At 73.1% G+C, this 24140-nt stretch carries 17 protein-coding genes; 7 read left to right on the top strand and 10 right to left on the bottom strand.

Annotated elements, in window-relative coordinates; translation table 11 throughout:
• Positions 1-53: 53 nt before the first annotated feature.
• Positions 54-890 (top strand): helix-turn-helix domain-containing protein, encoded by an 837-nt coding sequence (locus tag ACZ5GH_RS05350; RefSeq protein WP_464333586.1) that lies wholly within the window; start codon positions 54-56, stop codon positions 888-890.
• Here the strand turns inward: ACZ5GH_RS05350 and ACZ5GH_RS05345 are convergent.
• Positions 818-2896 (bottom strand): tetratricopeptide repeat protein, encoded by a 2079-nt coding sequence (locus tag ACZ5GH_RS05345; RefSeq protein WP_464333585.1) that lies wholly within the window; start codon positions 2894-2896, stop codon positions 818-820. The two genes, ACZ5GH_RS05350 and ACZ5GH_RS05345, sit on opposite strands and share 73 nt — an antisense overlap.
• Before the next feature lie 150 nt (positions 2897-3046).
• On the opposite strand from ACZ5GH_RS05345, the gene ACZ5GH_RS05340 reads away from it, so the two are divergent.
• Positions 3047-4387 carry a cytochrome P450 gene (locus ACZ5GH_RS05340; RefSeq protein WP_464333584.1) on the top strand — a complete coding sequence of 447 codons (1341 nt, stop codon included), beginning with the start codon at positions 3047-3049 and terminating at the stop codon, positions 4385-4387.
• A gap of 73 nt (positions 4388-4460) precedes the next feature.
• Here ACZ5GH_RS05340 and ACZ5GH_RS05335 read toward each other — a convergent pair whose 3' ends face one another.
• Positions 4461-5417, bottom strand: a complete 957-nt coding sequence (locus ACZ5GH_RS05335; protein WP_387751628.1) for an AraC-like ligand-binding domain-containing protein — start codon at positions 5415-5417, stop codon at positions 4461-4463.
• A gap of 257 nt (positions 5418-5674) precedes the next feature.
• On the opposite strand from ACZ5GH_RS05335, the gene ACZ5GH_RS05330 reads away from it, so the two are divergent.
• Positions 5675-8419: a helix-turn-helix transcriptional regulator gene (locus ACZ5GH_RS05330; protein WP_464333583.1), complete on the top strand. Its 2745-nt coding sequence runs from the start codon at positions 5675-5677 to the stop codon at positions 8417-8419.
• Between the two features lie 68 nt (positions 8420-8487).
• Here ACZ5GH_RS05330 and ACZ5GH_RS05325 read toward each other — a convergent pair whose 3' ends face one another.
• Positions 8488-9108 carry an L-threonylcarbamoyladenylate synthase gene (locus ACZ5GH_RS05325; RefSeq protein ID WP_387751633.1) on the bottom strand — a complete coding sequence of 207 codons (621 nt, stop codon included), beginning with the start codon at positions 9106-9108 and terminating at the stop codon, positions 8488-8490.
• A 105-nt stretch (positions 9109-9213) separates the two neighbouring features.
• On the bottom strand, positions 9214-9627 hold the full coding sequence (locus tag ACZ5GH_RS05320) for a Fur family transcriptional regulator (protein ID WP_387751636.1): 414 nt from the start codon (positions 9625-9627) through the stop codon (positions 9214-9216).
• A 286-nt stretch (positions 9628-9913) separates the two neighbouring features.
• Between ACZ5GH_RS05320 and katG the strand changes: the two genes are divergently transcribed.
• On the top strand, positions 9914-12151 hold the full coding sequence (katG, locus tag ACZ5GH_RS05315; RefSeq protein WP_464333582.1) for a catalase/peroxidase HPI: 2238 nt from the start codon (positions 9914-9916) through the stop codon (positions 12149-12151).
• A 55-nt stretch (positions 12152-12206) separates the two neighbouring features.
• Here katG and ACZ5GH_RS05310 read toward each other — a convergent pair whose 3' ends face one another.
• Positions 12207-12752: a hypothetical protein gene (locus ACZ5GH_RS05310; RefSeq protein WP_387751642.1), complete on the bottom strand. Its 546-nt coding sequence runs from the start codon at positions 12750-12752 to the stop codon at positions 12207-12209.
• Positions 12753-13104: 352 nt separating this feature from the next.
• Here ACZ5GH_RS05310 and ACZ5GH_RS05305 point away from each other — a divergent pair, with 352 nt between their 5' ends.
• Positions 13105-15066: an ATP-binding cassette domain-containing protein gene (locus ACZ5GH_RS05305; RefSeq protein ID WP_464333581.1), complete on the top strand. Its 1962-nt coding sequence runs from the start codon at positions 13105-13107 to the stop codon at positions 15064-15066.
• Between the two features lie 12 nt (positions 15067-15078).
• Here the strand turns inward: ACZ5GH_RS05305 and ACZ5GH_RS05300 are convergent, their stop codons facing one another.
• From ACZ5GH_RS05300 to tsaD, 4 genes are all read right to left on the bottom strand, one after another.
• Positions 15079-16086, bottom strand: a complete 1008-nt coding sequence (locus ACZ5GH_RS05300; protein WP_464333580.1) for a JmjC domain-containing protein — start codon at positions 16084-16086, stop codon at positions 15079-15081.
• Positions 16087-16166: 80 nt separating this feature from the next.
• Positions 16167-17213, bottom strand: coding sequence for a cytochrome P450 (locus ACZ5GH_RS05295; protein WP_387751651.1), 1047 nt, complete (start codon positions 17211-17213; stop codon positions 16167-16169).
• Between the two features lie 528 nt (positions 17214-17741).
• Positions 17742-20018, bottom strand: coding sequence for a M9 family metallopeptidase (locus ACZ5GH_RS05290; protein ID WP_464333579.1), 2277 nt, complete (start codon positions 20016-20018; stop codon positions 17742-17744).
• Between the two features lie 197 nt (positions 20019-20215).
• Positions 20216-21259: a tRNA (adenosine(37)-N6)-threonylcarbamoyltransferase complex transferase subunit TsaD gene (tsaD, locus tag ACZ5GH_RS05285; RefSeq protein WP_464333578.1), complete on the bottom strand. Its 1044-nt coding sequence runs from the start codon at positions 21257-21259 to the stop codon at positions 20216-20218.
• 163 nt (positions 21260-21422) lie between these two features.
• On the opposite strand from tsaD, the gene ACZ5GH_RS05280 reads away from it, so the two are divergent.
• Together ACZ5GH_RS05280 and ACZ5GH_RS05275 are read left to right on the top strand one after the other, a co-directional pair.
• Complete coding sequence (locus tag ACZ5GH_RS05280) at positions 21423-22025, top strand: superoxide dismutase (RefSeq protein ID WP_387751659.1); 603 nt, start codon at positions 21423-21425, stop codon at positions 22023-22025.
• A gap of 249 nt (positions 22026-22274) precedes the next feature.
• Positions 22275-23315: a glycosyltransferase family 2 protein gene (locus tag ACZ5GH_RS05275; RefSeq protein WP_464333577.1), complete on the top strand. Its 1041-nt coding sequence runs from the start codon at positions 22275-22277 to the stop codon at positions 23313-23315.
• A 116-nt stretch (positions 23316-23431) separates the two neighbouring features.
• Here the strand turns inward: ACZ5GH_RS05275 and ACZ5GH_RS05270 are convergent, their stop codons facing one another.
• The gene (locus ACZ5GH_RS05270; RefSeq protein WP_464333576.1) at positions 23432-23917 is read right to left on the bottom strand and encodes a hypothetical protein; all 486 of its coding nucleotides are present in this window, start codon (positions 23915-23917) and stop codon (positions 23432-23434) included.
• Between the last annotated feature and the right edge of the window lie 223 nt (positions 23918-24140).

Raw genomic sequence — 24140 nt, 5'->3', positions numbered from 1 at the left:
TGGTCCTGGCAGGACCAGGCACGGAGGCGCCCGTCCGGGTGACAATCCGTACCGTGAACCCGAGCAGCGCCCTGAGCGAATTCCTCCGCACCCGCCGCGCCCGCCTGCGGCCCGAGGACGTCGACCTCCCCGACTACGGCGGCCGCCGCCGCGTCGCCGGGCTGCGCCGCGAGGAACTCGCCCACCTCGCCGGAGTCAGCGTCGACTACTACACCCGGCTCGAACAGGGCCGGGTCGGCAACCCCTCCGACGCCGTCCTCGACGCCGTCGCCCGCGCCCTGCGCCTGGAGCCCGACGAGTCCGGCCACCTCCACCGCCTCGCCCGCCCCACCGCCCGCCCCCGGCGCCCCGCCGCCCGCCAGCAGCCGCGCCCCTCCCTGCTGCACCTGCTGGCGCAACTCCACGACACCCCGGCCATGGTGATGGGCCACCGGATGGACATCCTGGCCTGGAACCGCGCCGCGGTGGCGCTCTTCGGCGACTACGGCGCCCTGCCCGTCGAGGACCGCAACATCGCCCGCATCACCTTCCTCGACCCGTCCTCCCGCGAGCTCTACGCCGACTGGGCCACCTGCGCCCGGGAGAACGTCGCCTTCCTCCACCTGGAGGCCGGCCGCCGCCCCGACGACCCGCTGCTCGCCGAACTCGTCGGCCAACTCTGCCTGGGAAGCGGTGAGTTCCAGCAGATGTGGGCCGAACACCCGGTCGCCGACAAGACCTCGGGCCGGAAGTCCTTCCGCCACCCCCTGGCCGGCACCCTGGACCTCGCCTACGACACCCTCCGCCCCGCCGACGACCCCGGCCAGGCCCTGGTCACCTACACCGCCGACCCGGGCTCGCCGTCGGACGACGGACTGCGGCTGCTGCTGTCCTGGGCGGCGTCGGGCTGAGGGTCAGAGGTGAACGCGATCAGGTTCCTCCTGGCCAGTTCGGTGTTGGGATGCTCCGGCCCGAGGATTCGGTCGAGATCGGCCACCGCCTGACGGAGCATCTCCACCGCACGGGCCGGGCGTCCGGCGGCCCAGTAGATGCAGGCGAGGTTGCTGCGGGTCATGAGGGTGTCGGGGTCGTCGGGGCCCAGGAGACGTTGGCGGTCGGCGAGCACGTGCTCCTGGACTCGGATGGCCTCCTCCGTGCGCCCGGTCTCCGCATAGACGATGGCGACGTTGTTGCGGGTCATGAGGGTGTCGAGGTGGTCGTTGCCCAGGACGCGTTCGCGATCGGCGAGGACCTGTTCCTGGAGAATCCTGGCCTCATCGATGCGCCCGGCGTCCCAGTAGGTGGCGGCGAGGTTGTTGAGGGAGGTGAGGAGGGCCGGATCGTCGGCGTCGACGAGGCGTCGGCGGACGGCGAGCACCTGTTCCTGGAGGAGCATCGCCTGATCGATGTCGTTGGCCTCCCAGTGCGCGGAGGCGAGATTGTGGCGGGCGCTTAGGGTGTCGAGGTGGTCGCTGCCCAGGAGACGTTCGCTCGTGGTGGAGAGACCGCTCCAGTACTGAATGCCGGTGGTGTACAGGCCTGCCTGCAACAGGCTGATTCCGCAGCGGAAGAGAAGTCCGTGGATTCCCCGCGACGGTTGAATCAGGTGGGCGGCATCATGTCCGGCGAGGACGTCGGTGTTGGCCCGGAGTGTCGCGGTCAGGTCCTGCGCACTGTAGTCCGCGCTCGGCCACAGTTCGAGGAGGGCATTGGCGGCCGCGAGGACGGTTTGCGGCGTGTCGGGCCCGATGTCGAGAGCGGCACGGGCGGTGAGCGTGTGGAGGGCCACCTCGCGGTGGGAAGTCTCTGTGTGGTTGATGAGGCTGTAGTTGTGCAGCACCGCGAGCGCGGTCAGTGCGTCGTCAGCCGTGACAGTCCTGCCGCGGATGCTGCTGAGGTGATCCAACACCGCTTCGGTGCCCCATACCTGCTCCGGATGGCCGGCGGGGTCGAGTAGTGCGGCCAAGTGGAGCACCGGCCCCGCGAGCCCGACCGGCTCCTCCTGCTGCGCCGCGTCCAACGCCAGCAGCAGCGCCGCCGTCACCGGGCCGCGATAGCCGTCGGCGCCGGAGCGGGCCGGCAGGACGGCGTCCAGGCTGCGCGAGCGGTCGCGGAAGAGCTCCAGGTACCGGCCGCAGCTGCGCCGGGTGTTGACCATGTAGGCCGCCGCGTGCGCCAGCGCGAGCGGCAGGTGCCCCAGCTCCCGCGCCAGTTCCTCCGCGTGCTCGTCCAGGAAGCGGGCGCACTTCGCCCGCTCCAGCCGTTCGCGCAGGTAGGCGGCCGACTCGGCGGCGGAGTACGTGCTGACGTCCACGAGCATCCGGTCCCCGCCCGTACTGGCGGCGCCCCGGTGCCGGGTGGTCGCGATGACCCGGCCCCGGCCGCCCCGGCTGGTGGCGGGCCACAGCTGCTCGGGCGTGTGCTCCGTGGTGTTGTCGAGGACGATCAGCCAGCCGCGTTCGGTGGCGGCCAGCCAGGCCAGGAAGCGTTCGGCGTCCTGCTCGGCCTCGCCGCTCGCCCCCGGCGCCCGGACCGCCGCCGCGGCCCGGGCGTACAGGTCCGTCACGGCGGACGGCTCGGCGGCGTCGGCCCACAGCACCAGGTCGGTGCCCGCGTCGATCGCCTCGCGCGCGTAGTGCGCCGCCAGCTGCGACTTCCCGACGCCCCCGCCGCCCGCCAGCACCTGGCTCAGCACGACGGTCCCGCACTCCCCGCGCGCCTCGTCGATCTCCCGCCGCAGCTCCGCGCGGGGCTGGAAGGCCGTCGCCTTCGGCGGGATCCGCCCGATCACCATCGGCCACCGCACCTCGGCCGTCGGCGCGGCGTACTGGTTGACGGTCATCTCCCCGGCCTGGAAGGCATCGCCGTTGACGGTCCCGCCGTCGATCCCGTTCCGGACCCGCCACCCCTGCTGCACGTGCTCGCCCCCACCGCCCCGCGTTGTCCTGGCCTCCATTATGGAAGCCGGAAACGGCGCTGCCGTGCCGCCCGGGCCGGCGGCCCGTCGGGGCGACCAACTCGCCGCCGTCCATGACATCGTGGCGGCCCTGCCGTACCGTCCGTGCACGTGACCCTCGACCAGGCGTACGTGAACCAGATCTTCCTCCCGGACACCTACGCCCGCGGCGTGCCGTACGAACTCCTCCGGGAGCTGCGGGAGTCCGCTCCCGTCTGTCGGGTCGAGGAGCCGCCCGTCGGCGGCTGGCCCGGCGGGCCGGGGTACTGGGCGGTGCTGCGGCACGCGGACGTGAAGCACGTGCTGCGCAGCCCGGGGGACTTCTCCTCGCACCTGGGGGCGACCCAGATCCGTGACCCCGACACGCCGGCGGACCTGGAGTTCGCCCGGGCGATGATGCTCAACCAGGACCCGCCCGACCACTCCCGGCTGCGCCGGGCCGTCGCGGCCGCGTTCACCCCGCGGGCGCTCCGGGAGCTGGGCGAGGGCATCGAGCGGCGGGCGGCCGAACTCGTCGCCGCCGTCCGCCCGCTCGGCGAGGCCGACTTCGTGCCGCTCGCCGCCGACCTGCCCGTGTGGTCACTGGCCCGGATCCTGGGCGTGCCCGAGCAGGACCGGCAGTTGCTGGTCGACTGGTCGAACCGGGTCATCGGCTACCAGGACCCCGACCACGCCCGGTCCAGCACCGCCGACCCGTCCCGGCTCACCGACCTCGGCCGGGCCGCGCTGGCCCGCCGCCCGGAGGCGCTCACCACCCCCGACGGCCGCCCGGTCGACCCGCGTTCGCGCGCCGCCCTCGCGGACATGTTCGCCTACGCGCACGCGCTGGCCGAACAGCCGCCGCCCGGGAGCATCGTGGCCCGGATGCGGGAAGCCGGGCTGGGCGTCGCCGAGTTCGAGACGATGTTCTTCCTCTTCGCGGTGGCCGGCAACGAGACCCTGCGCAACGGTCTGCCGGGTGGGCTGTACTCCCTGCTCACCCACCCCGACCAGTACCGTCTGCTGTGCCGGCGGCCGGACCTGGTCGGGTCGGCGGTGGAGGAGCTGCTGCGGTTCTGGCCGCCCGTCATGGAGTTCCGGCGCACCGCCGCGCGGGACGTGGAGCTCGGGGGGCAGCCGATCCGCCGTGGTGACAAGGTGGTCGTGTACCACGCCTCCGCCAACCGCGACGGATCGGTGTTCGCCGAACCGGACCGCCTGGACATCACCCGTACGCCGAACGACCACGTCAGCTTCGGTTACGGCCCGCACTTCTGCGTGGGAGCGCAACTCGCCAGGATCCAGATGTCGGCCCTGCTCCGGCGGGTCGTCGCCGAGCTGCCCGACCTGGAACTCACTCCGGGCGTACCGCCGACGCGGCTCGTCTCCAACTTCCAGAACGGGTTGAAGAGCCTGCCCGTCCGCTGGCGCCGGGGAGGGCGCTCCGCCGGCCGTACGGTGGTGGACCGGTGAACGCCGTACGACTTCGGGTACCGGTCCCGTGCGTCGGTCCGCACCGATGAGTCGTCCGGGCGTACGGCGGGCGTCACCCCGGTGTCCTGCCGCTGGTCTGCCAGTCCCTCGGTGTCATGCCGTAGGCGTCGCGGAAGGCGCGGCTGAAGTGGCTGGAGTTGGCGAAGCCCCACCGTCGGGCGATCCCCGCCACCCCGAGCTCCTCGGCGAGCGGCCGCAGGAGGTCCCGGCTGCAGCGCTCCAGCCGCTGCGTGCGGATCCACCCGCCGACCGTGACGCCCTCCTGCTGGAACAGCTTGTGGAGGAGGCGCACCGACATGAAGTTCGCCTCCGCGATCCCCGACGGAGACAGGTCCGGATCGCGGAGGTGGCGCAGGATGTGGTCCTTGACCCGCTCCAGCGAGGCCGCGGTCCGCGAACCCCGCGTGCGGGCGCGCCCGCGCCGGTCGTCGACCAGGAGCGCCAGCAGGTCGAGCGCCGTCGCCGCGGCCCGGCGCCCGACGGCCTCGTCCAGCCCCGGTGCCTCGCGCGCCATCCTCGACAGGTAGGTCCCCAGCAGTGCGGCGCTGCCCTCGGCTCCGCTGAACACCGTCGCGGTGAGTTCCCGCAGGTCCTTCTCCGGCACGTCCAGTTCCGTGCGGGGGAAGTGGAAGGAGGTGAAGGCGAAGTCGTCCTCGAGCGTCTTCCGGAAGACCCGCGAGGTGTCGGTGATGGAGAACTCGCCGGGCCGGACGAGCGCCTCCCTCCCGTCCTGCTCCTTGATCGCGGTGCCCCGCTCCTGCAGGCTGACGATGAGCGACGGCGAGTCGCCGTCGGTGATCAGGCGCCTGTTGCGCGTCACCACCTGCGGCCCGGCCTGGACCCTCGATATCCGCACCGGGCCCAGCTGGTGGCCGACGATCTCCCCGGGCGAGGGCACCTCCTCCAGGAGGCTCACCGCCATCGGCACGAAGGCGTGGGACACGGCGTCGTGCCAGCTCTCCGCCCGGTCGGAGGCGGACAGCTGGGCGGTGGAGAGAGATGCGGACACCGGGTTCCTCCCAGGTCAGGTCGAAGGGGCATCAGGACACCGGGCCCTGGACGGTGCCACGGGCGAATCGTCGGCCCGCCGGCGCATCCAGCATGGAACACCGGATGACTTACGTCGGCGGCCGGATGACTGCGAAGCGACTGCGGTCGGTGTGGTGCCAGACACATGGTTGCCGGCGCGTTCCGGCGGTGCTCTGCGCGCACGTACACTGCAACGGTCCAGGTCAGGACGTTGGCGCGGGCGCAGAGGAACATCGGATGTCAGGCTCCGGACTGTTCGGCCGGGAGGCTGAGCTGTCGGTCGTCGACGAACTGGTCGACGGGCTCCCCGGGCGCGGCGACGCGCTGCTGCTGCGCGGGGCTCCCGGGATCGGCAAGTCCGCCCTCCTGGACCACGCGGTCGCCCGGGCCAGGGCCTCGGGGTTCACCGTCCTGAGGGCGTCGGGTGTCCAGTCCGAGACCGATCTGCCGTTCGCGGGGCTGCACCAGCTGACCCACGCCATGACGGGTCGCGTCTCGCGCCTCCCCTCCGCGCAGGCACAGGCGCTGCTCGACGCCTTCGGCATGGCGGATCCGTCCTACAGCACCTCAGGTCCCCGGTTCTTCATGATCGCCCTGGCCGTCCTCGGCCTGCTCGGCGACGCGGCCGCCGAGGCTCCCGTGCTGCTGGTCGTGGACGACGCCCAGTGGATGGACACGCCGACCCTGGACGTCCTCGGGTTCCTCGCGCGCCGCGTCGGCTCCGCGCCCTTCGGCCTGCTCGTCGCCGTCCGCGAGGACCGTACGGCGTGGCCGGGCGCCCCCGACCTGGACGAACTCCACCTCAAGCCCCTGGACCGGAGCGCGGTCGACGCCCTGCTGGACGCCCGCAACCCCGGTCTCGCGCCGGGGACGCGCCGCCTGGTGGCGGAGGTGTCGGCCGGCAACCCCCTCGCACTGACCGAGCTGCCCGTCGCCCTGGGGACGAACGGCGTGCCGTCGGACTTCCCGGCGTCGCCGGAGCTTCCCCTCACCGCCCGACTCGAGCGTGCCTACTCCTCGCGGCTGGCCGGTCTTCCGTCCGAGACGCGCCGTGTGCTGCTGGTCGCGGCCACCGCCGAGGACGGTGCGCTGGCCGAGGTGCTCGCCGCGGCTTCGGCCCTGACGGGCACCGAGGTGTCCGCGGGCTCCCTGGAGCCCGCCATGGCCGCCGGCCTGGTGCGCATCGACAGGCTCCGGGCCGACTTCACCGACCCCCTGCTGCGCTCCGCCGTTCTGCGGTCGGCCTCGCTCGCGGACCGTCTGGCCGCCCACGGCGCGCTCGCCCGCACCCTGCGGGGACACCCCGACCGGCAGGCGTGGCACCGGGCCGCGGCCGGCGGTCGCCCCGACGAGGCGGTGGCACGGCAACTGGACCAGGCGGCTCTCGACGCGCGGGAGCTCGGTGCCCCCGCGACGGCCCTGACCGCACTGGAACGCGCCACCGCGCTGAGCGAGGCCCCCGCGGGAAGGGTGGCCCGCCTCCTCGGCGCCGCGGAACTGCGCTTCGAACTCGGCCAGACGGGTCGCGCGTCGGACCTGGTGCAGCAGGCCGAATCCCTGGGCCCGGCCGGGCTGGAGCGAGCCCGCGTGGTCCTGCTGCGCGACTGGCTCGAGTCGGAGTCCGACACGAGCACGTCCCGGCTCCACCTGCTGGTCGCCACGGCGGAGCAGGCCGCCGAGGCGGGCGATCCCGAACTCGCCCTGCGGCTGCTGCGCGCGGCCGCGCGGCGCTGCTGGTGGGCGGACCCGGGGCGGGAACTGCGGGAGCGGGTCGTGGCGGCCGCCGAGCGGCTGCCGGTGCCGGAACTCCACCCGGACCTGGTGTGCACGCTGGCGGCCGCCGCCCCGGTGGAGGCGTCGGCGACGGTGCTCGACCGGCTGCGGCGCCTCGAACGCGAGGGCGGGTACGACGTCCTGACCGCTGCCGCCCTGGCCAATGCGGCCATCATGGTGAACGCCTACGACCAGGTCACCGGATTCGTCCGCCACGCGGCGGACGGCCTGCGCAGGCAGGGGCGTCTGGGCCCGCTGGCCCAGAGCCTGGTGTTCCTCGCCCTCGCCACCGTGCACACCGTCGACCGGGAGACCGGGCTCCCGGCGGCGGCCGAGGCGGCACGGCTGGCCGAGGAGAACGCGCAGCCGCGCTGGCTGACCGGCGCGCGGGTGGCGCGGGCGCAGTTCGCCGCCCTGAGCGGGGACCTGGACACCGCGCTGGTCGCGATCGGCGAGGCGGAGGGCCAGGGGCTGACGGTGGTCGACCCGTCCAAGCTGGCGTACGTCCAGATCACGCGCGGCCTCATCGGCCTCGCCGCGGGCCACCACGCCGAGGCGTTCTCCTGCGTCTGGCGGGTCTTCGACCCCGCCGATCCCTCCTACCACCCGTTCATGCAGACCATGGCGATCACGGAGCTGGCCGAGGCGGCCACCGGCGACGAGCAGCGGGCCCTGGCGAGGACCGCCCTGCGACAGCTCGTCGCGTCCGCCGGGGCGAGCGAGGTCCAGACGGTCCGGGTGAACCTGGGGTTCGCCCGGGCGCTGCTCGCCGACGACGAGCACGCCGAGGAGCACTTCCGGTCGGCGTTCGAGCTGGACATGTCCCGTACGCCCTTCGTCCGCGCTCGGCTCATGCTCGCCTACGGCACCTGGCTCCGGCGCCGCCGCCGGGTGACGGAGGCCCGCAATCCGCTGCGGACGGCCCGGGAGTCCTTCGCGGCCATGGGCGTGGAGCCCTGGTGGGAACGGGCGGCCCAGGAGCTCCGCTCGGCCGGCGAGGGCAGCAGGAGCCAGAGCCCCGTCGGCCGGGACCTGCTCACGCCCCAGGAGGTCCAGATCGCCCAGCTGGCGGCGCAAGGCCTGTCCAACAAGGAGATAGGCCGTCAGCTGCACCTGTCGCCGCGGACGATCGGCACCCACCTGTACCGGATCTTCCCGAAGCTCGGGATCACCTCCCGCAGCCAGCTGAGCGACAAGCTCGCGGACTGAGCGCGGCCCGGTCGGTGCCCGGGCGGGCACCGCGGAGCCGAGGCTGCCCCTCGGGTGCGCCCGGCCCGTCACTCGAAGCGGGACGGGTCGCCGGCCCCCCGCCGGGTGATCTCCGGTGCGCCGCCGGAGAAGTCGACGACGGTGGTCGGTTCCGTGCCGCAGTCGCCCGAGTCCACCACGGCGTCCAGTACGTGGTCGAGGCGCTCCTTGATCTCCCAGCCCTGGGTCATCGGTTCGTCGTCGCCGGGCAGGACCAGGGTGCTGGAGAGCAGCGGCTCCCCGAGTTCGGCGAGCAGCGCCCTGGTGACGGCGTGGTCGGGGATCCGGACTCCCACCGTCTTCTTCTTCGGGTGCATCAGGCGGCGCGGGACCTCCTTGGTGGCCGGGAGGATGAAGGTGTAGCTGCCCGGGGTCGCGGCCTTGACGGCGCGGAAGACGGCGTTGTCGAGTTGGACGAACTGGCCCAGCTGCGCGAAGTCCACGCACATCAGCGTGAAGTGGTGGCGGTCGTCGAGGCGCCGGATCGACCGGATCCGTTCGAGGCCGTCGCGGTTGTCCAGCCGGCAGCCCAGCGCGAAGCAGGAGTCGGTCGGGTACGCGATGAGGGCCCCGGAGCGGAGGCTGTCGACCACGGTGCCGATGGTGCGCGGCTGGGGGGAGTCGGGGTGCACGTCGAAGTACTTCGCCATCTGGCCGACCCTACGGGATGCCGGCGGTCGACGGGCGCAGCCGCGACGCGTCGCGACCGGCCGCCGGCGCGGGCGACGGTGCGGCCCCGCCGTGTGCCGGAACGCTCAGCCCGAGCAGGCCGGGCACAGCCCCCGGTAGGTGACCTCCGCCTGGGACACGGCGAATCCGAAGCGCTGCTCGGCCGGCAGGTCGGCCAGCGGGTTGCCCTGCGGGTGGACGTCGCGGATGGCGCCGCAGCCGGTGCAGATCAGGTGCTGGTGCGGGCGGTGGGCGTTGGGGTCGTAACGCTTGGCGCGCCCGTCGGTGGACACCTCGATGATCTCACCCAGGGTGACGAGCTCACCGAGCGTGTTGTAGACCGTCGCCCGGGAGATCTCCGGCAGGCGCTCCGCCGCCCGGGCGTGCACCTCGTCGGCGGTCAGGTGCACGTGCTCGCCGTCCAGGACCTCGGCCACGACACGCCGCTGCGAGGTGAGACGCCAGCCGCGCCCGCGCAGCCGCTCCAGCAGGTCACTCATAACGGTTCACCTATTCAGGTCAAGGGGAGGACCGGAGTTTACCAATGCGGATCCGGTCCCTTCCGAATCCCGATCGGATATGGCTTTGGTGTCTTTCTTGACTTGGATTCCGTCCATCGTAGGATCGGCTCCGGCGCTAGCCTGGGTAGCAGCACACGTGACTCCCGTCACCGCCGTACCCGGCGGCGAGCAGGAGCAGCACGTGGCGCGCCAGGACGAGACAGCAGCAGTAGGTGCCGTAGGTAGCAGAAGACACCGTGATCCGCCTTGTGAGGGAAGGATTCCCATGTCTGACATCCACGATGCAACCGGCGTAGAGGCGAAGGCGGAGGGCTGCCCGGTGGTCCACGGGCGCGCGCCGCACCCCACCCAGGGCGGCGGGAACCGCCAGTGGTGGCCGGAACGGCTCAATCTGAAGATCCTCGCGAAGAACCCGGCCGTGGCCAATCCGCTCGGTGCGGACTTCGACTACGCCGAGGCTTTCCGGACGCTCGACCTCCCGGCCGTCAAGCGGGACATCCAGGAGGTCCTCTCGACCTCGAAGGACTGGTGGCCGGCCGACTTCGGCTACTACGGCCCCTTCATCATCCGGATGGCCTGGCACAGCGCGGGCACCTACCGGATCAGCGACGGCCGCGGCGGCGCCGGCGGCGGCCAGCAGCGCTTCGCCCCGCTGAACAGCTGGCCCGACAACGCCAGCCTGGACAAGGCCCGCCGCCTGCTGTGGCCGGTGAAGAAGAAGTACGGGCGCGCCCTGTCCTGGGCCGACCTGATCGTCCTGTCCGGCAACGTGGCCCTGGAGGGCATGGGCTTCCGGACCTTCGGCTTCGGCGGCGGCCGGGTCGACGAGTGGGAGCCGGACGAGGACGTCTACTGGGGCCCCGAGACCACCTGGCTCGGCGACGAGCGCTACACCGGCGACCGCGAGCTGGAGAACCCGCTGGCCGCCGTCCAGATGGGCCTGATCTACGTCAACCCCGAGGGCCCCAACGGCAACCCGGACCCGATCGCCGCCGCCCGCGACATCCGCGAGACCTTCCACCGGATGGCGATGAACGACGAGGAGACCGTCGCGCTGATCGCCGGCGGCCACACCTTCGGCAAGACCCACGGCGCCGGCCCGGCGGACAACGTCGGCCCGGCCCCCGAGGACGCCCCGATCGAGCAGCAGGGCCTCGGCTGGAAGAGCGGCTACGGCACCGGCGTCGGCCGCGACGCCATCACCAGCGGTCTGGAGGGCACCTGGACGCCCACCCCGATCACCTGGGACAACAGCTTCTTCGAGACGCTGTTCGGCTACGAGTGGGAGCTCACCAAGAGCCCGGCCGGCGCCCACCAGTGGAAGCCCAAGGACGGCGCCGGCGAGGGCACCGTCCCGGACGCCCACGACCCGGCCCGGCGGCACGTGCCGATCATGCTCACCACCGACCTGTCGCTGCGCTTCGACCCGGTCTACGAGCCGATCTCCCGGCGCTTCCTGGAGAACCCGGAGGAGTTCGCCGACGCCTTCGCCCGTGCCTGGTACAAGCTGACCCACCGCGACATGGGCCCGGTGGTCCGCTACCTCGGCCCGGAGGTCCCGAGCGAGCAGCTGCTCTGGCAGGACCCGCTGCCGGAGGTCACCTACCAGCGGATCGGCGCGGCCGACGTCGCCGACCTCAAGCGGCGGATCACCGCCACCGGCCTCCCGGTGTCCGACCTGGTCTTCGCCGCCTGGGCGGCCGCCTCCTCCTTCCGCTCCAGCGACAAGCGCGGCGGCGCCAACGGCGGCCGGATCCGGCTCCAGCCGCAGATCGGCTGGGAGGTCAACGAGCCCGACCGGCTGGCCCCGGTGCTGCGCGCCCTGGAAGGCGTGCAGCAGGAGTTCAACGCGCAGGCCGGCGACAGGCAGGTCTCGATCGCCGACCTGGTGGTGCTGGCCGGCGGCGTCGGCGTCGAGCAGGCCGCCAAGGCGGCCGGCGTCGCCGTCGAGGTGCCGTTCACCCCCGGCCGGGTGGACGCGCCGCAGGAGCTCACCGACACCGAGTCCTTCGCCGCCCTGGAGCCCCGGGCGGACGGCTTCCGCAACTGGGTCGGCAAGGGCAACCGGCTGCCGGCCGAGTACCTGCTGCTCGACAAGGCCAACCTGCTGGGCGTCAGCGCGCCCGAGCTGACCGTGCTGGTCGGCGGCCTGCGGGTGCTGGGGGCCAACCACGGCGGGTCCGCGCACGGCGTGTTCACCAGGACCCCCGGCGTGCTGACGAACGACTACTTCGTCAACCTGCTGGACCTCGGCACCAGTTGGACGGCCACCTCGGAGGACGCCCACACCTTCGAGGGCCGGGACGAGTCGGGCCGGGTCATCTGGACGGGCACCCGCGCCGACCTGGTCTTCGGCTCGAACGCCGAGCTGCGGGCCGTCGCCGAGGTGTACGCGAGCGACGACGCCAAGGAGAAGTTCGTCGAGGACTTCGTCGCGGCCTGGGTCAAGGTCATGAACGCGGACCGCTTCGACCTCGTCCGACCGGCGGCTGATCGGCCGTAGCAGCGGCAGCCGACGGCGGGAGCCCGGGGACGTCGACCCCGGGCTCCCGCCGTCGCTATCCCTCACCCTTCCGGCCCGGGCCCTCACTGCCGGCCGCCTGCCCGGCCGCCGTCTCCTCCTCCGCCCGCTGCTCGGCCGCCCGGATCCGCTCGGCGAAGTCGTGGGCGTCGATCCGCTCGACCGCGGCCCCGTGCCGGGCGGCCAGCTCGTCGGCCGGTCCCGGCGCGGACTCCCTGACCTCCAGAACGAGCAGCGCGCCGCTGTCCGGCACCCGGGGCGAGAGCACGATCAGCCCGGCGCCGCCCTCGGCCGCCTGGTGCTCCTCGGCCGCGTTGCCGAGCGCCGCGCCCGCCGCGAAGCCCAGCAGCACGCCGACCGGCCCGCCGAGCAGCCCGATCAGGCCGCCCAGCACCCCCGAACCGACGGTGGCCATGCCCGCGCCCCGGGTGTAGGTGTCCCTGACCTCCAGCAGTCCGTCGGCGCTGCGCTCCATCGCCGCCACCATCCGCAGGCCCGGCAGGTGCTGCGCCTCGTCGAACGCCGGGCGCCAGGCACCGGCGTCGGGGAAGGTCAGCAGGACGACGTTGTGCTGGTCGCTCATGGCGCTCCGATCGGGCCGGGACCGGCGGTGGCCGGGCTTCCATCGTGACCCCCGGTACGGCCCGCTGCCACCCCGGCGCCCGCGGGGCGAATCGAACATCACGGACCTCCCCGGTGATCGACTGCCACCAACTCGCCGTCGCCGACACGGATTTGCCCGGATCGAGTGAGACCGCCCGGGACACGCCGGTCGGCCCCGCGGGCCGCTGCCAGGATCGGGGTCCGCACCGGCGGACCGCCCCTCGCGGCGTGCCCGCCGGCACCGCTGCCGCCCCGGCGCACCCACCCGGCGCCGAGGGCTGCCCGGGTGCGGATCCACCGCGGCCCCGGCCGCCGTACCAGGGAGGAACACCGTGTCCCAGCAGGACGTGAATCCCCACCGAACCCCGGACCGGACGGACGGGCCCGAGCGCGACGAGCCCGAGCACGACGAGGAGCTGCGCCTGTGCTTCCCCGGCGACCGCCGCGCCCGGGCCGGCGCCGCGATGTCGGCGAGCGCCATGCTGCGCCGCCTGCCGAACCTGGTGCGGCGGGCGCTGACGCTGGCCTGGGCGGCGGACCGGACGTCCACCGTGCTGCTGCTGGTCTGCCAGGCGCTGGCGGGCGTGTTCGGGGCGCTCGCGCTGTACGCCACCACCGGCACCCTCGGCGCGCTGCTGGTGCCCGGCCCGGTCACCGAGCACCTGCGCACCGCCGCGCCCTCGCTGCTGCTGCTCACCGTCTCGGCCGCGCTGCGCGCCGTCCTGGGCATCGCCGTGGTCGGCCTGTCCGGTCGGGTCTCGCCGCGGATCACCCGGGAGGCGGAGCTGGCGCTGATCGCGGCCGGGTGCGCCGCCGAGCTGGAGGCCTACGACGAGCCCGCGTACAACGAGCAGTGGGAGGCCGCCGACCGGGGCGCCTCCACCACGCCCGACCTGCTCTCCAACGCCCAGGACGTGATCGCCTCCACCGTCTCGCTGGCCGCCGCCGCCGGCGTCCTGGCCACCCTGCACCCCTGGCTGGTGCCGCTGCTGCTGCTCGGCTCGGTGCCCACCGGCGTCGGCGCCGTCCGCACCGCCCGGATCCACTACCTGGCGGCGGTGACCACCAACGAGGACCGCGGGGCGCTGCGCGTCTACCGCTGGTTCCTGGTCGACAAGACCCGGGCCGACCAGGTCCGTTCGGACCAGGTCACGCCGTTCCTGATGGCCAAGTACCGGCGCGCCGAGGAGAAGATCGTCGCCGCCACCGACCGGGCGACCAGGCAGGCCGCCAGGGTCTCGCTGCTGGCCGCGCTCGGCACCGGCGCGGGCAGCGCGCTGATCTGGGGCACCCTGCTCTACCTGGTCGCGAGCGGCCGGATCGACCTGGCCGCCGCCGGCACCGCCACCTTCGCGCTGCGCACTGCCGCCACCGGTCTGCACGGCCTGGTCGGCAACGGCGCCCGGCTCTACCGGATGGGCCTCTACCTGGACGACTACTTCACCTTCCTGGACGAGGCCGGCGGCCACCGCATCCGACGCGGTGCACTGGTGCCCGCGGCGCCGGCGTCGGTCGAGGTCACCGACCTGGTCCACCGCTACCCGGGCGAGCAGCAGGAGCCGGCGCTGCGCGGGGTCAGCATGACCCTGCGGGCCGGCGAGGTGGTCGCCGTCATCGGGCAGAACGGCAGCGGCAAGTCGACGCTGCTGAAGCTGCTCTCCGGCCTCTACCTGCCGCAGTCCGGCCGGATCACCTGGGACGGCGTCCCGGTGGAGGAGCTGGACGCGGACGCCATGTGGGCCCGGGTGGCCCGGGTGCCGCAGGAGTTCGCCCGCTGGCCGCTGGGCGCCGCCGAGAACGTCCACCTGGGGCACCTCACCGAGCGGCCGATGGCGGACGTCGAGCAGGCCGCGGCCCGTACCGGCTTCGACGAGGTGGTCGCCCGGCTGCGCTCCGGCTGGCGCACCCTGCTGGCCCAGGGGTGGTGGGGCGGCGCCGAGTTGTCCGGCGGCGGGTGGCAGCGCGCGGCGGTCGCCCGGGCGCTCTACCGTACGGAGCGCAGCCCCGGCCTGCTGATCCTGGACGAGCCGACCTCCGACCTGGACCCGCGTGCCGAGCACCGCATCCTGCACGCGCTGCGCGACCTCGCCCCCGGGCGGATCATCCTGCTGGTCACCCACAACATCGCCAACGCGGCGGTCGCGGACCGGGTGCTGGTGATGGACCAGGGCCGGATCGTCCAGTCCGGCACCTGGGCCGAGCTGGCCGCCCGCCCGGACGGCCTGTTCCGCGAACTGCTGGACCTCCAGCGGGACCGTTCGATCCCCGCCCAGCGGGCCGGGGAGAACGGCTGACCGGTCCGGCCGTCAGCCCCTGGCGCGGGCCGCGCCGCGCAGCTTGCGCCAGGTCCGGCTGACGGAGGACGGCCCGGTGCGTCCGGCGGCGGGCGCACCGGGCTCCCAGGTCCGGGCCGCCTCGGCGAGGGTCTCCGTGGTGGCCCGGGGGGCCGGCGGGCGGGCCCGGGCGGCGCGCAGCAGGTCCTCCGGTCGGAGGGCGTCGAGGCGCGCCCGGGCGTGGTCGAGCAGGGCGGCGCAGGCCTCGGTGATCGCGGCCTCGCCGAGCGGGCGGTCGGGCAGGCCGAGGCCTTCGGCCAACTGTCCCGCCAGGGCGGTGCGCAGGTCCTGGACGGAGAGGTCGCGGACGGTCAGCGACAGGTGGGCGGACAGGCCTCCGGCGCCGACCGCGCGGTGCGCGAAGCCGCGCGGGACGTAGAGCACGCCGCCGGGTTCGAGGACGCCGTGCAGGCGCAGCGGGGAGCGTTCGCCGTCCGGGAGTTCGCCGAGCCGCCAGTCCGCCGTCGCCGGTGCGTCGTGGACGTACCAGGTCTTGCGCCCGGCGGCCTGGAGGACGAACACGTCGGCGTCGTCGCGGTGCACCGCGAGGCCCTGGCCGCCGGCCGGGGTGACGAAGAAGAAGGCCTCCACCGGCCGGTCGAGTTCCTCGGACAGCCGGGCCACCAGGTCGCCGGTCGGGCGGTGCCACTGGTCGACGCGGCGCAGCAGCAGGGTCGCCCCGCCGCGCAGCAGCGCGAGCACCTTCGCGCGGTCGGCGAAGCCGTGGTGGGTGACGCCGTTGACCACGCGCGGGGTGGTGAAGGCCTCGGGCGGGATGGTGACCTTGTCGGAGCGGACCAGCTCCAGGTAGGGGGTGCGCAGCAGCCCGCCGTCGAAGGCGGCGTCCAGCTCGTCGAGGTCGAACGGCGGGGCGCAGGCCCCGGGGTCCTCCCGGGGGAAGAGCGCGGGCTCGCGCTGCCACTGGCGGCCGGTGAAGCCGCGGACGTCGCCGACCCAGTCGGCCAGTGTGGGCGATTCCATGGTGTGTCCCGTGGTGGTCAGGGTCTTCCGGGGCGCCGGGGGTGCGCCTGGCGCCGGGGGTGCACCGGGGTGCCGGGGCGTCAGGTGCCGACCCGCGCCTCGAACCGTACGGAGAGCAGGGAGCGCAGCGGCACCTGGGCCTGCGGCTGGGGGGTGTGGACGACGAGGCGGTTGTCCAGGGCGACGGTCAGCAGCCGTTCGGCCAGCGGTACGACCAGGTGCTTGGCCCAGCAGCGGGCGCCGTCGAAGCCGAACGGCATGAACCCGGGCGTCCTCTCCGGGTCGGCGACGCCGTCCCACCGCTCGGGGCGGAACTCCAGCGGGTCCGCCCAGTAGTCGCGGTGGCGGTGCATCAGCAGCGGGAAGAGCGCGACGTCGTCCTCCGGCCGGATCTCCGGGTGGAGTCCGGCGTACGCCGCGCCGCCGTCGCGGTACAGCATCCAGGCCGGCGGGAGGAGCCGCAGGGTCTCCCAGAGGACCGCGGTGAGCCCGGCGCGGGCCTGCGGCCGGTCCCGGTCGGGGCCCATCAGCCACAGGGCGTTTCCGGTCAGCGCGGCGACGCCGTCGCAGAGGGTGGCCGTCGCCCGCCGGTACATCGCGACGGCCTGCTTGCGCTCCAGCGGGTCGTCGGCGTCGCGGATCAGCCCGGCCAGCGCGGTGCGCCCGTCCTGGCCGGCGGAGCCGGGCCAGAGCGTGACGGCGCGGTCGACCAGCCGGGAGAGGGCGTCGGAGCGGGTGACGCCGCGCTTCGACAGCAGGGAGACCGGCAGCGGGTCGGCGGAGAACAGCCAGCGGCGCAGATAGGAGGTGCCCGCGTACGGCCAGGGGCCGGCCATCGCGCGGGCCGGCGGCGGGGGCGTCCGGATGCCCGCAATGGCGTCCTGCCCCAGCGCCCGGATCGTCCGGGTCGCGCTGTCGTGGGGGATGTCGGCGCCGGCGGCGGGTTTGTAGACCGACCGCTCGGTGGAAAGCACGGGGCGGGCCGCGACGATTTCGGCCATCAGCCGGGAGTCCGCGACGCCGACCTTGGCCGGGTCGATCCGGAACACCTTGCCGGTCCTGGCCAGCAGGTCCTGAATCCTCGGGGCGAACACGATGGAATGGCTGGGTGCGGTCGCCGTCGTCATTTCTTCCACGGGACTCCGGCCTCCATTTCGAAATGCCTGGGAAATGCTTTCGGGGCGGCCTCCGGGGGAATTCCGGACGCGCCGCGGCGCCGGCGGGGGATCGGCCGACCCGGGCCCCCGCCGACGGCTGACCACGTCAGATGACGTGCAGCACCCACGCGTGGTTCGCGAGGTCCTCGTCCTTCTTGAACTTCTTCACGAGCGCCTTGATCATCTTCATGACTACTCTCCATTTCTGGGATCGCGGGCCCGGCGGAAATGCCGCGCCCGTGCCGTCAGAGATATTCGGCATTCCGTTGCCGGCCGCCGAACGGTTGATCTGTTCATGGACCCTAACCGAAAGTTCGCCGTCCGGACACCCCTTCCGCAGAGAAGTATGCGATCTCTGCGCCTTGTTGACGGGCTATTCGGTGGTCGAATCGTTATAACCTCCGGGAAAGTGCGGTGGGGGCCCGGAACGGGAACGCGGAAGGGCCCCGCGAAGCCGCGGGGCCCTGCTGTGCGATACGTCGTGAACGGTGCGAACGGTCAGTTGTAGGTCGTGGTGACGGTGACGCCGCCGAAGCCCTGCTGCCCGAAGAGGCTGAAGTACACCCAGCCGGACGGCGGGTTGGTGATGGTGAGGGTCTCCCCGTTGCCGCTGTTGGTGGACTTGGCCAGGTACGAGCCGGTGGTGGCCCAGGCCCCGCCGTTGTAGTACAGGTCGGCGTTGCCGGTGCCGCCGCTGGTGGTGACGGTCAGCTGCCGCACGCCGGCCGGCAGGTACAGGAAGCTGTAGGCGTAGTTCCCGGTGGTGGCGGCCACGTCGTCCCGGCGGCAGTTCTTGTCGTACTGCCGGACGTCGGCGGCGGTGCACAGAGGGGCCTGGTCGGTGGGCAGCGAGCCGCAGGCGTCGGCGCCGCACTGCTTGAGCCAGGCGGCGAAGTCGGCGTCGTACCGGGTGCCGATGGTGGTCTTCAGCAGGGTGCGGGCGCCGTTCCAGTCGCCGGCGCGGTACTTGGCGAGCAGCGCGGCGACGTCCTGCGGGTGCGACTGGAGCATGTAACGGACGGACAGGTAGCCCCAGTTGTAGATGCGGGTGGAGTCCGCGTTGTCGTACGTGGTGTCGAACAGGGTGCTCAGGGCGTAGGTGCCCTTGGCCGCCTGGGCGACCGCGTCGTCGTAGTGCGCGCCGCGGTAGCTGTAGGAGACGTACTCGGCGAGGCCCTCGACCCACCAGATGGTCGGGGTGGTCATGCCGGCCTCGAAGTCGCCGTACATGTCGTAGCGGCCGTCGAGGTAGTGGGTGTACTCGTGGTTGAGGTTCCAGATCTGGAACGACGGGCGCAGCCAGGAGGCCTCGTGGGCGATGAAGCGGGCCTGGTTGCCGGCCTTGGCCGGGTCGCCCTCCTCGTACATGCCGCCGTTGTCGACCGCGATCTTGTACATCTCCCAGGCGTACAGGCTGTAGTTGTAGTAGTCGTCGAAGACGACGACCTCGAGGCTGGTGTTGTTGTCGCCGGGGACGGCGCCGTTGTCCTTGACGACCTTGTGGAAGAACGCGTCCTGGTTGACCAGGCTGGCGCAGGTGTCGGCGAGCTGCTGCGCGGTCATGTCCTGGGCGCGGACGCGCAGGTTGGCGTTGCAGGTGTGGTCGACGGTGAGCACCAGCGGGACGAGCTTGGCCGGCACGTCGCAGGTGCCGTAGTAGGAGCAGTTGCCGCTGTCCTTGTTCTCCGTGAACCAGAGCAGGTTCATGGTGAGCGGACCGGTGGCGCCGACCAGCGGGTAGCGGTTGATCAGGTCCTTGAGGACCGGCCGGCCCTGGGCGCGCAGCGCGTCGTGGGCGACCAGGTTGCCCAGCTGGATGCCGACCCTGGTGACCACGTCACCGCCGTTGATCACGGCGCTGTTGCGGGTGACGAAGGAGGACACGGTGGTGGCGAAGGCGGGGTCGGCCTGGAGGGCGGAGACGAACTCCGGCAGTTCGAAGCCGCGCTCGATGACCGTCTCGGTGTTGGCGACGGCGCTGGTCATCGCGGTGGGCCAGCTGCCGGTGTAGTCGTTCAGCAGCCGCTTGACGACGCCGGTGTAGCGGGCGTTCTCCCGGGCGCTGTCGATCAGGGTGACGGCCTCGGCGAGGGTCGCCCCGTTGGCGTCGGTGACGTCCTTGCTGTGCGGGGCGGCGTAGAAGGCGTCCAGCGCGCCGCGGATGGCGGTCTTGAGGCCGGCCCCGTACGGGCCCACGGCGTCGGCGTTGTTCCACTGCACGTAGTAGCCGGCCCGCAGGAAGAGCACCAGCTGCCCGGCTGAGGTGGAGTTGTCGCCGGGGTAGGTGGCGGCGGTGTCGCGCAGGGCGTTGGCGACGGTGACCATCTGGGCCTCGTTGAAGGCGCCCTTGGCGTCGTTTCCGGTGAGCGTGAACAGGGAGTTGACGCAGTCGAGCCCGGCCGCCTCGACCTGCTGGACCAGCGCGGCACCGGACTTGCCGGTGAAGGCGGAGACGTCGCAGGCGGCGGTGAGCGCCCGGGCCGCCGGGGCGGCGCCGACGGAGCTGCCCGCCGTCGGGGCGGTCGCCCTGGCCTGCGGGTCCGAGGCGAGCGGGCGGGCGTCCTTGGGGGTGTCGGGGGACTTCGGGACGGGTATCGCGCGCGGCGCGGCCTTGCCCGCCGAGGCGGCCGGGGCGGGCGGCTGCCCGGCCGGGGCGGCGGCGGCGGTGGTGGCGGCGTGCGCCGCCGGTGCGAACAGGCCGAGCGAGAGGAGGAGGGCGGTGCCGAGCGCAGGGAGTCTGCGCGCGCCGTCCTTCGCCATCGAGGAGGGACGCATCTGTGGGGGCCTCCGGGGCCGTCGGGGTGGGGGTGGCCGTGCTGGGTGGGGCGCACGGGCCTTGCCGTGTGACATGTAAAATGGCACACCGGAGAACGCGGAGGGAAGCCCCGGGAACGGATTGCCGGGCTGCGAGACCGAAACGTTGTCAGGTCCGGGCTGGGGCCGGGCCGGTGGCCGTCCCGGGCGGGTTCCTCTCAGGTCGCCCGCGGGGCGAGGGCCGCGAACTCCAGCGGAGCCGACGGATCCACCGACACGTCGGCGGGGGCCGGCTCCGCGCCCGAGCGGACCAGCAGGTCGCCGACCGCCGCCACCATCGCGCCGTTGTCCGTGCACAGCCGCAGCGGCGGCACCCGCAGCGCGATCCCGGCCGCCGCGCACCGCCGCTCGGCCAGCGCCCGCACCCGGGAGTTGGCCGCGACGCCGCCGACCACCACCAGGGTGCCGATCCCGTGGTCCAGGCAGGCCCGCACCGCCTTGCGGGTCAGCACGTCCGCGATCGCCTCCTGCAGCGCGGCCGCCACGTCCGCCACCCGGGGCTCGGGTCCGGCCTCGACGCAGCGGGCGGCGGCGGTCTTCAGGCCGGAGAAGGAGAACGCATACGGGTCGTCACGCGGCCCGGTCAGCGGCCGCGGCAGCCGGACGGCCGTCGGGTCGCCCTCGCGCGCCGCGCGGTCGATCGCCGGACCGCCCGGGTAGGGGAGCCCCAGGACCCGGGCGACCTTGTCGAAGCACTCGCCGGCCGCGTCGTCCAGGGTGTCGCCGAGGTGGACGATCCGGTCCCGGGCCAGGTCGCGCACCAGCAGCAGCGAGGTGTGGCCACCGGAGACGATGAGCACCACGCACGGGTCGGGCAGCGGGCCGCCGTCCAGGGTGGCGGCGGCGACGTGCCCGGCGAGGTGGTGCACGCCGTACAGCGGGACGCCGAGCGAGAAGGCGTACCCCTTGGCGGCGGCCACGCCCACCTGCAGTGCCCCGGCCAACCCTGGACCGGTGGTCACCGCGACCGCGCCGACGTCCGCGAGGGTGAGTCCGGCGCGGTCCAGCGCCTCCCGGACCACCGGCGCCATCGCGTGGACGTGCGCCCGGGCGGCGATCTCGGGCACCACCCCGCCGTAGCGGGCGTGCTCGTCCATCGACGAGGCCACCGCCTGCCCGAGCAGCACGCCGTCACGGACCAGGCCCGCTCCCGTCTCGTCGCAGGAGGACTCGATGCCCAGCACCACCGGCGACCCTGTCACAGTCACTCACCCTTGTCGGTCATTACGCGGAACGGTGGCCATTGTGCCCGACGGGGTGTGAGGAATAAGCAGGAGCCCATGCTTCGTTCTTGCAACTGATACGCAATAGTGTTGTCCCGGCACGATCACCACCGTTCAACCCGCCGAAAGGGGCCGTGTCCTGATGGGCACCTACACGCTTCCCGACCTGCCGTACGACTACTCCGCGCTGGAGCGGGCGATGTCGGCCGAGATCCTGGAGCTGCACCACTCCAAGCACCACGCCGCGTACGTCAAGGGCGCCAACGACACCCTGGACCAGCTGGCCGAGGCCCGCGACAAGGAGCAGTTCGGCGGCCTGGTCGGCCTGCAGAAGACCTTCGCCTTCCACCTGTCGGGCCACGTGCTGCACTCGCTGTTCTGGCAGAACCTCTCGCCCGAGGGCGGCGACCGCCCCGAGGGTGAGCTGGCCGACGCCATCACCGAGCACTTCGGCAGCTTCGAGGCCTTCAAGAAGCAGCTCACCACCGCCACCACCGGCGTGCAGGGCTCCGGCTGGGGCATCCTGTCCTGGGAGCCGCTGGGTCAGCGCCTGATCGTCGAGCAGGTCTACGACCACCACGGCAACGTCGGCCAGAACACCACTCCGCTGCTGGCCTTCGACGCCTGGGAGCACGCCTACTACCTCCAGTACCGCAACGTCCGCCCGGACTACGTCACCCGCCTGTGGGACGTCGTCAACTGGCAGGACGTCTCGGACCGCTTCGCGGCCGTCAAGAGCGCCTGATCAGCATCGGGTGACGGAAGGTCCCGGGCCGGTCGGGCGGTCCGGGCCCTTTCCCTTGTTCCCCTCCCACGGGGGTTTCCCGGTACCGGAGTTGACCCCGGACACAGCCGATGCACCCCGCCGCAGGCCGGACGCCACCCGCCGTTCGCCTGCCGGTCGCGTGTGCTCCCTACGCTCGCTGGGACCACCGCCGGTGACCGGCCGGCAACGGCCTCCCGGCCCGTCCGCTCCTGAGCGAAAGGGCGCCCGATGGCCCCGCTGGCCCCGCGTCTCTCCCTGGTCGTCCCGGTCTACAACGTCGAGCGCTACCTCCGGGAGTGCCTGGACTCGATCGCGGCGCAGACCTTCGGGGACTTCGAGTGCGTCCTGGTCGACGACGGCTCGACCGACGGCGGCCCGCGCATCGCCGAGGCGTACGCCGAAAAGGACCGGCGCTTCCGGCTGGTCCGCCAGGACAACCAGGGCCTCGGCGCCGCCCGGAACACCGGCTGGCGCCACCTCACCCCCGGCACCGAGTACCTGGCCTTCGTCGACAGCGACGACACCCTGCCGCCGGACGCCTACCAGCTGATGATCGACACCCTGGACGGGACCGGCTCCGACTTCGCCGCCGGCAACGCCCTGCGGCTGCGCACCACCGGCCTCACCCCCTCGCACGGCCACCGCCGCCCGTTCCGCGAGACCCGGCTGCGCACCCACGTCAGCGAACTGCCGGCGCTCGTCACCGACCGCACCGCCTGGAACAAGGTCTACCGGCGCTCCTTCTTCGACGGCGCGGGCATCCTGTACCCCGAGGGCATCCTGTACGAGGACGCCCCGGTCAGCGTGCCCCACCACTTCCTCGCCGAACGCGTCGACGTGCTCGCCGACCCGGTCTACCACTGGCGCGTGCGCGAGGACGGCGACCTCTCCATCACCCAGAAGAAGACCGACCCGCGCGGGGTCGTCGACCGCGTCCGCTCGATGGAACTCGTCCGCGAGTGGCTCCTCGCCCGCCCCGAACCCGTCTTCGCCGACCACCTGCGCGCCTACGACCGCAACTGCCTGGTCGAGGAGATCCCGATGTTCTTCTGGACCGTCCCCGACGGCGACCGCGCCTACCGCGCCGCCTACCAGCAGCACGTCACCCGCCTCCTGCGCGCCATCGGCCCCGAGGCCCAGGCCGGCCTCAGCCCCCAACTCCGCCTCAAGTACCGCCTCACCCAGGCCGGTTCCATGCCCGCCTTCGTCGCCGTCCAACGCGCCCACCGCCTCGCCCGCCGCACCCGCCAGGCCGTCGGCCGCCGCTGAGTCGGCCGTGCCGCCTTGCTGAGCGCGGCACCGTCCGGCGGGCCCCGGCACGGACGCGGCAGCGGCCGGCCACCCCTTCGGGGGCGGCCGGCCGGGCGTGCGGTGCGTCTCCCGGGTCAGCCGACCCGGAGCTCGACGACGGCGGTCGGCTTCTGGCCGAGACCCTCGCCGACGTTCGTCGAGGAGTTCGACGGCACGTCGACGCTGGTGCTGGCGCCGTCGCTGGTGGTCAGACGGGCATGCACCGGGTAGTCGGTGGTCTGGACGATGAAGGTCTGCGGGAGTTCCAGCGAGAGGTACCCGCTGGGGGCGGTGACGCGGAAGCACACGCTGGGGCCGGCCCCGCCGATGACCCGGCTGTACAGCTTGATCTGCGTGGTGGTGTGGCAGTCGGCGACGATGATGTGCCCGTCCCCGCGCAGCAGCTTGAGCTCGGGGTACGGCGAGGGCCCGGGGTAGCTGAAGTCCTCGACGGCCGGCGGGGCCGTTTCGGCGCCGCCCGACGAGGCGTTGGCGGAGGCGAGCGCAGAGCCGCCGACGGTGGCGGCGGCGACGGCGACGACTGCTGCGGCGGCGGTGCCCCACCGGGTACGAGTCTTCATCGTGAATTTCCTCAATTGGGGTTCCGTCGTCGATTGCGGGCTTTGGTGATGGGGCATGTCCGGGTTGGTCCGAACTGTTCCGGAGCCGCTGGGACGGAAGGGTGCGATCAGGTCTGGAGATGCCAAAGACTAGAAGATCGCGCGGGGTGTGTAAACGGCTTTCCTGGCTCCGCGGCTGGCCGGAAATCGCTGTCTTCGGCAGGGACCATGACGCCTTGTCACG

This window comes from Kitasatospora sp. Xyl93, assembly GCF_055383135.1.
Note: the sequence above shows the minus strand (reverse complement) of the source record. Positions and strands in the feature narration are given on the sequence as shown.

Coding starts and splice junctions, on each gene's coding strand:
- ACZ5GH_RS05295 (WP_387751651.1), bottom strand. CDS start 17,213: ATGACGACGGCGACCGCACCCAGCCATTCCATCGTGTTCGCCCCGAGG.
- ACZ5GH_RS05270 (WP_464333576.1), bottom strand. CDS start 23,917: ATGAAGACTCGTACCCGGTGGGGCACCGCCGCCGCAGCAGTCGTCGCC.
- ACZ5GH_RS05330 (WP_464333583.1), top strand. CDS start 5,675: ATGTCAGGCTCCGGACTGTTCGGCCGGGAGGCTGAGCTGTCGGTCGTC.
- ACZ5GH_RS05280 (WP_387751659.1), top strand. CDS start 21,423: ATGGGCACCTACACGCTTCCCGACCTGCCGTACGACTACTCCGCGCTG.
- ACZ5GH_RS05290 (WP_464333579.1), bottom strand. CDS start 20,018: ATGCGTCCCTCCTCGATGGCGAAGGACGGCGCGCGCAGACTCCCTGCG.
- ACZ5GH_RS05275 (WP_464333577.1), top strand. CDS start 22,275: ATGGCCCCGCTGGCCCCGCGTCTCTCCCTGGTCGTCCCGGTCTACAAC.
- ACZ5GH_RS05310 (WP_387751642.1), bottom strand. CDS start 12,752: ATGAGCGACCAGCACAACGTCGTCCTGCTGACCTTCCCCGACGCCGGT.
- ACZ5GH_RS05300 (WP_464333580.1), bottom strand. CDS start 16,086: ATGGAATCGCCCACACTGGCCGACTGGGTCGGCGACGTCCGCGGCTTC.
- ACZ5GH_RS05325 (WP_387751633.1), bottom strand. CDS start 9,108: ATGGCGAAGTACTTCGACGTGCACCCCGACTCCCCCCAGCCGCGCACC.
- katG (WP_464333582.1), top strand. CDS start 9,914: ATGTCTGACATCCACGATGCAACCGGCGTAGAGGCGAAGGCGGAGGGC.
- ACZ5GH_RS05320 (WP_387751636.1), bottom strand. CDS start 9,627: ATGAGTGACCTGCTGGAGCGGCTGCGCGGGCGCGGCTGGCGTCTCACC.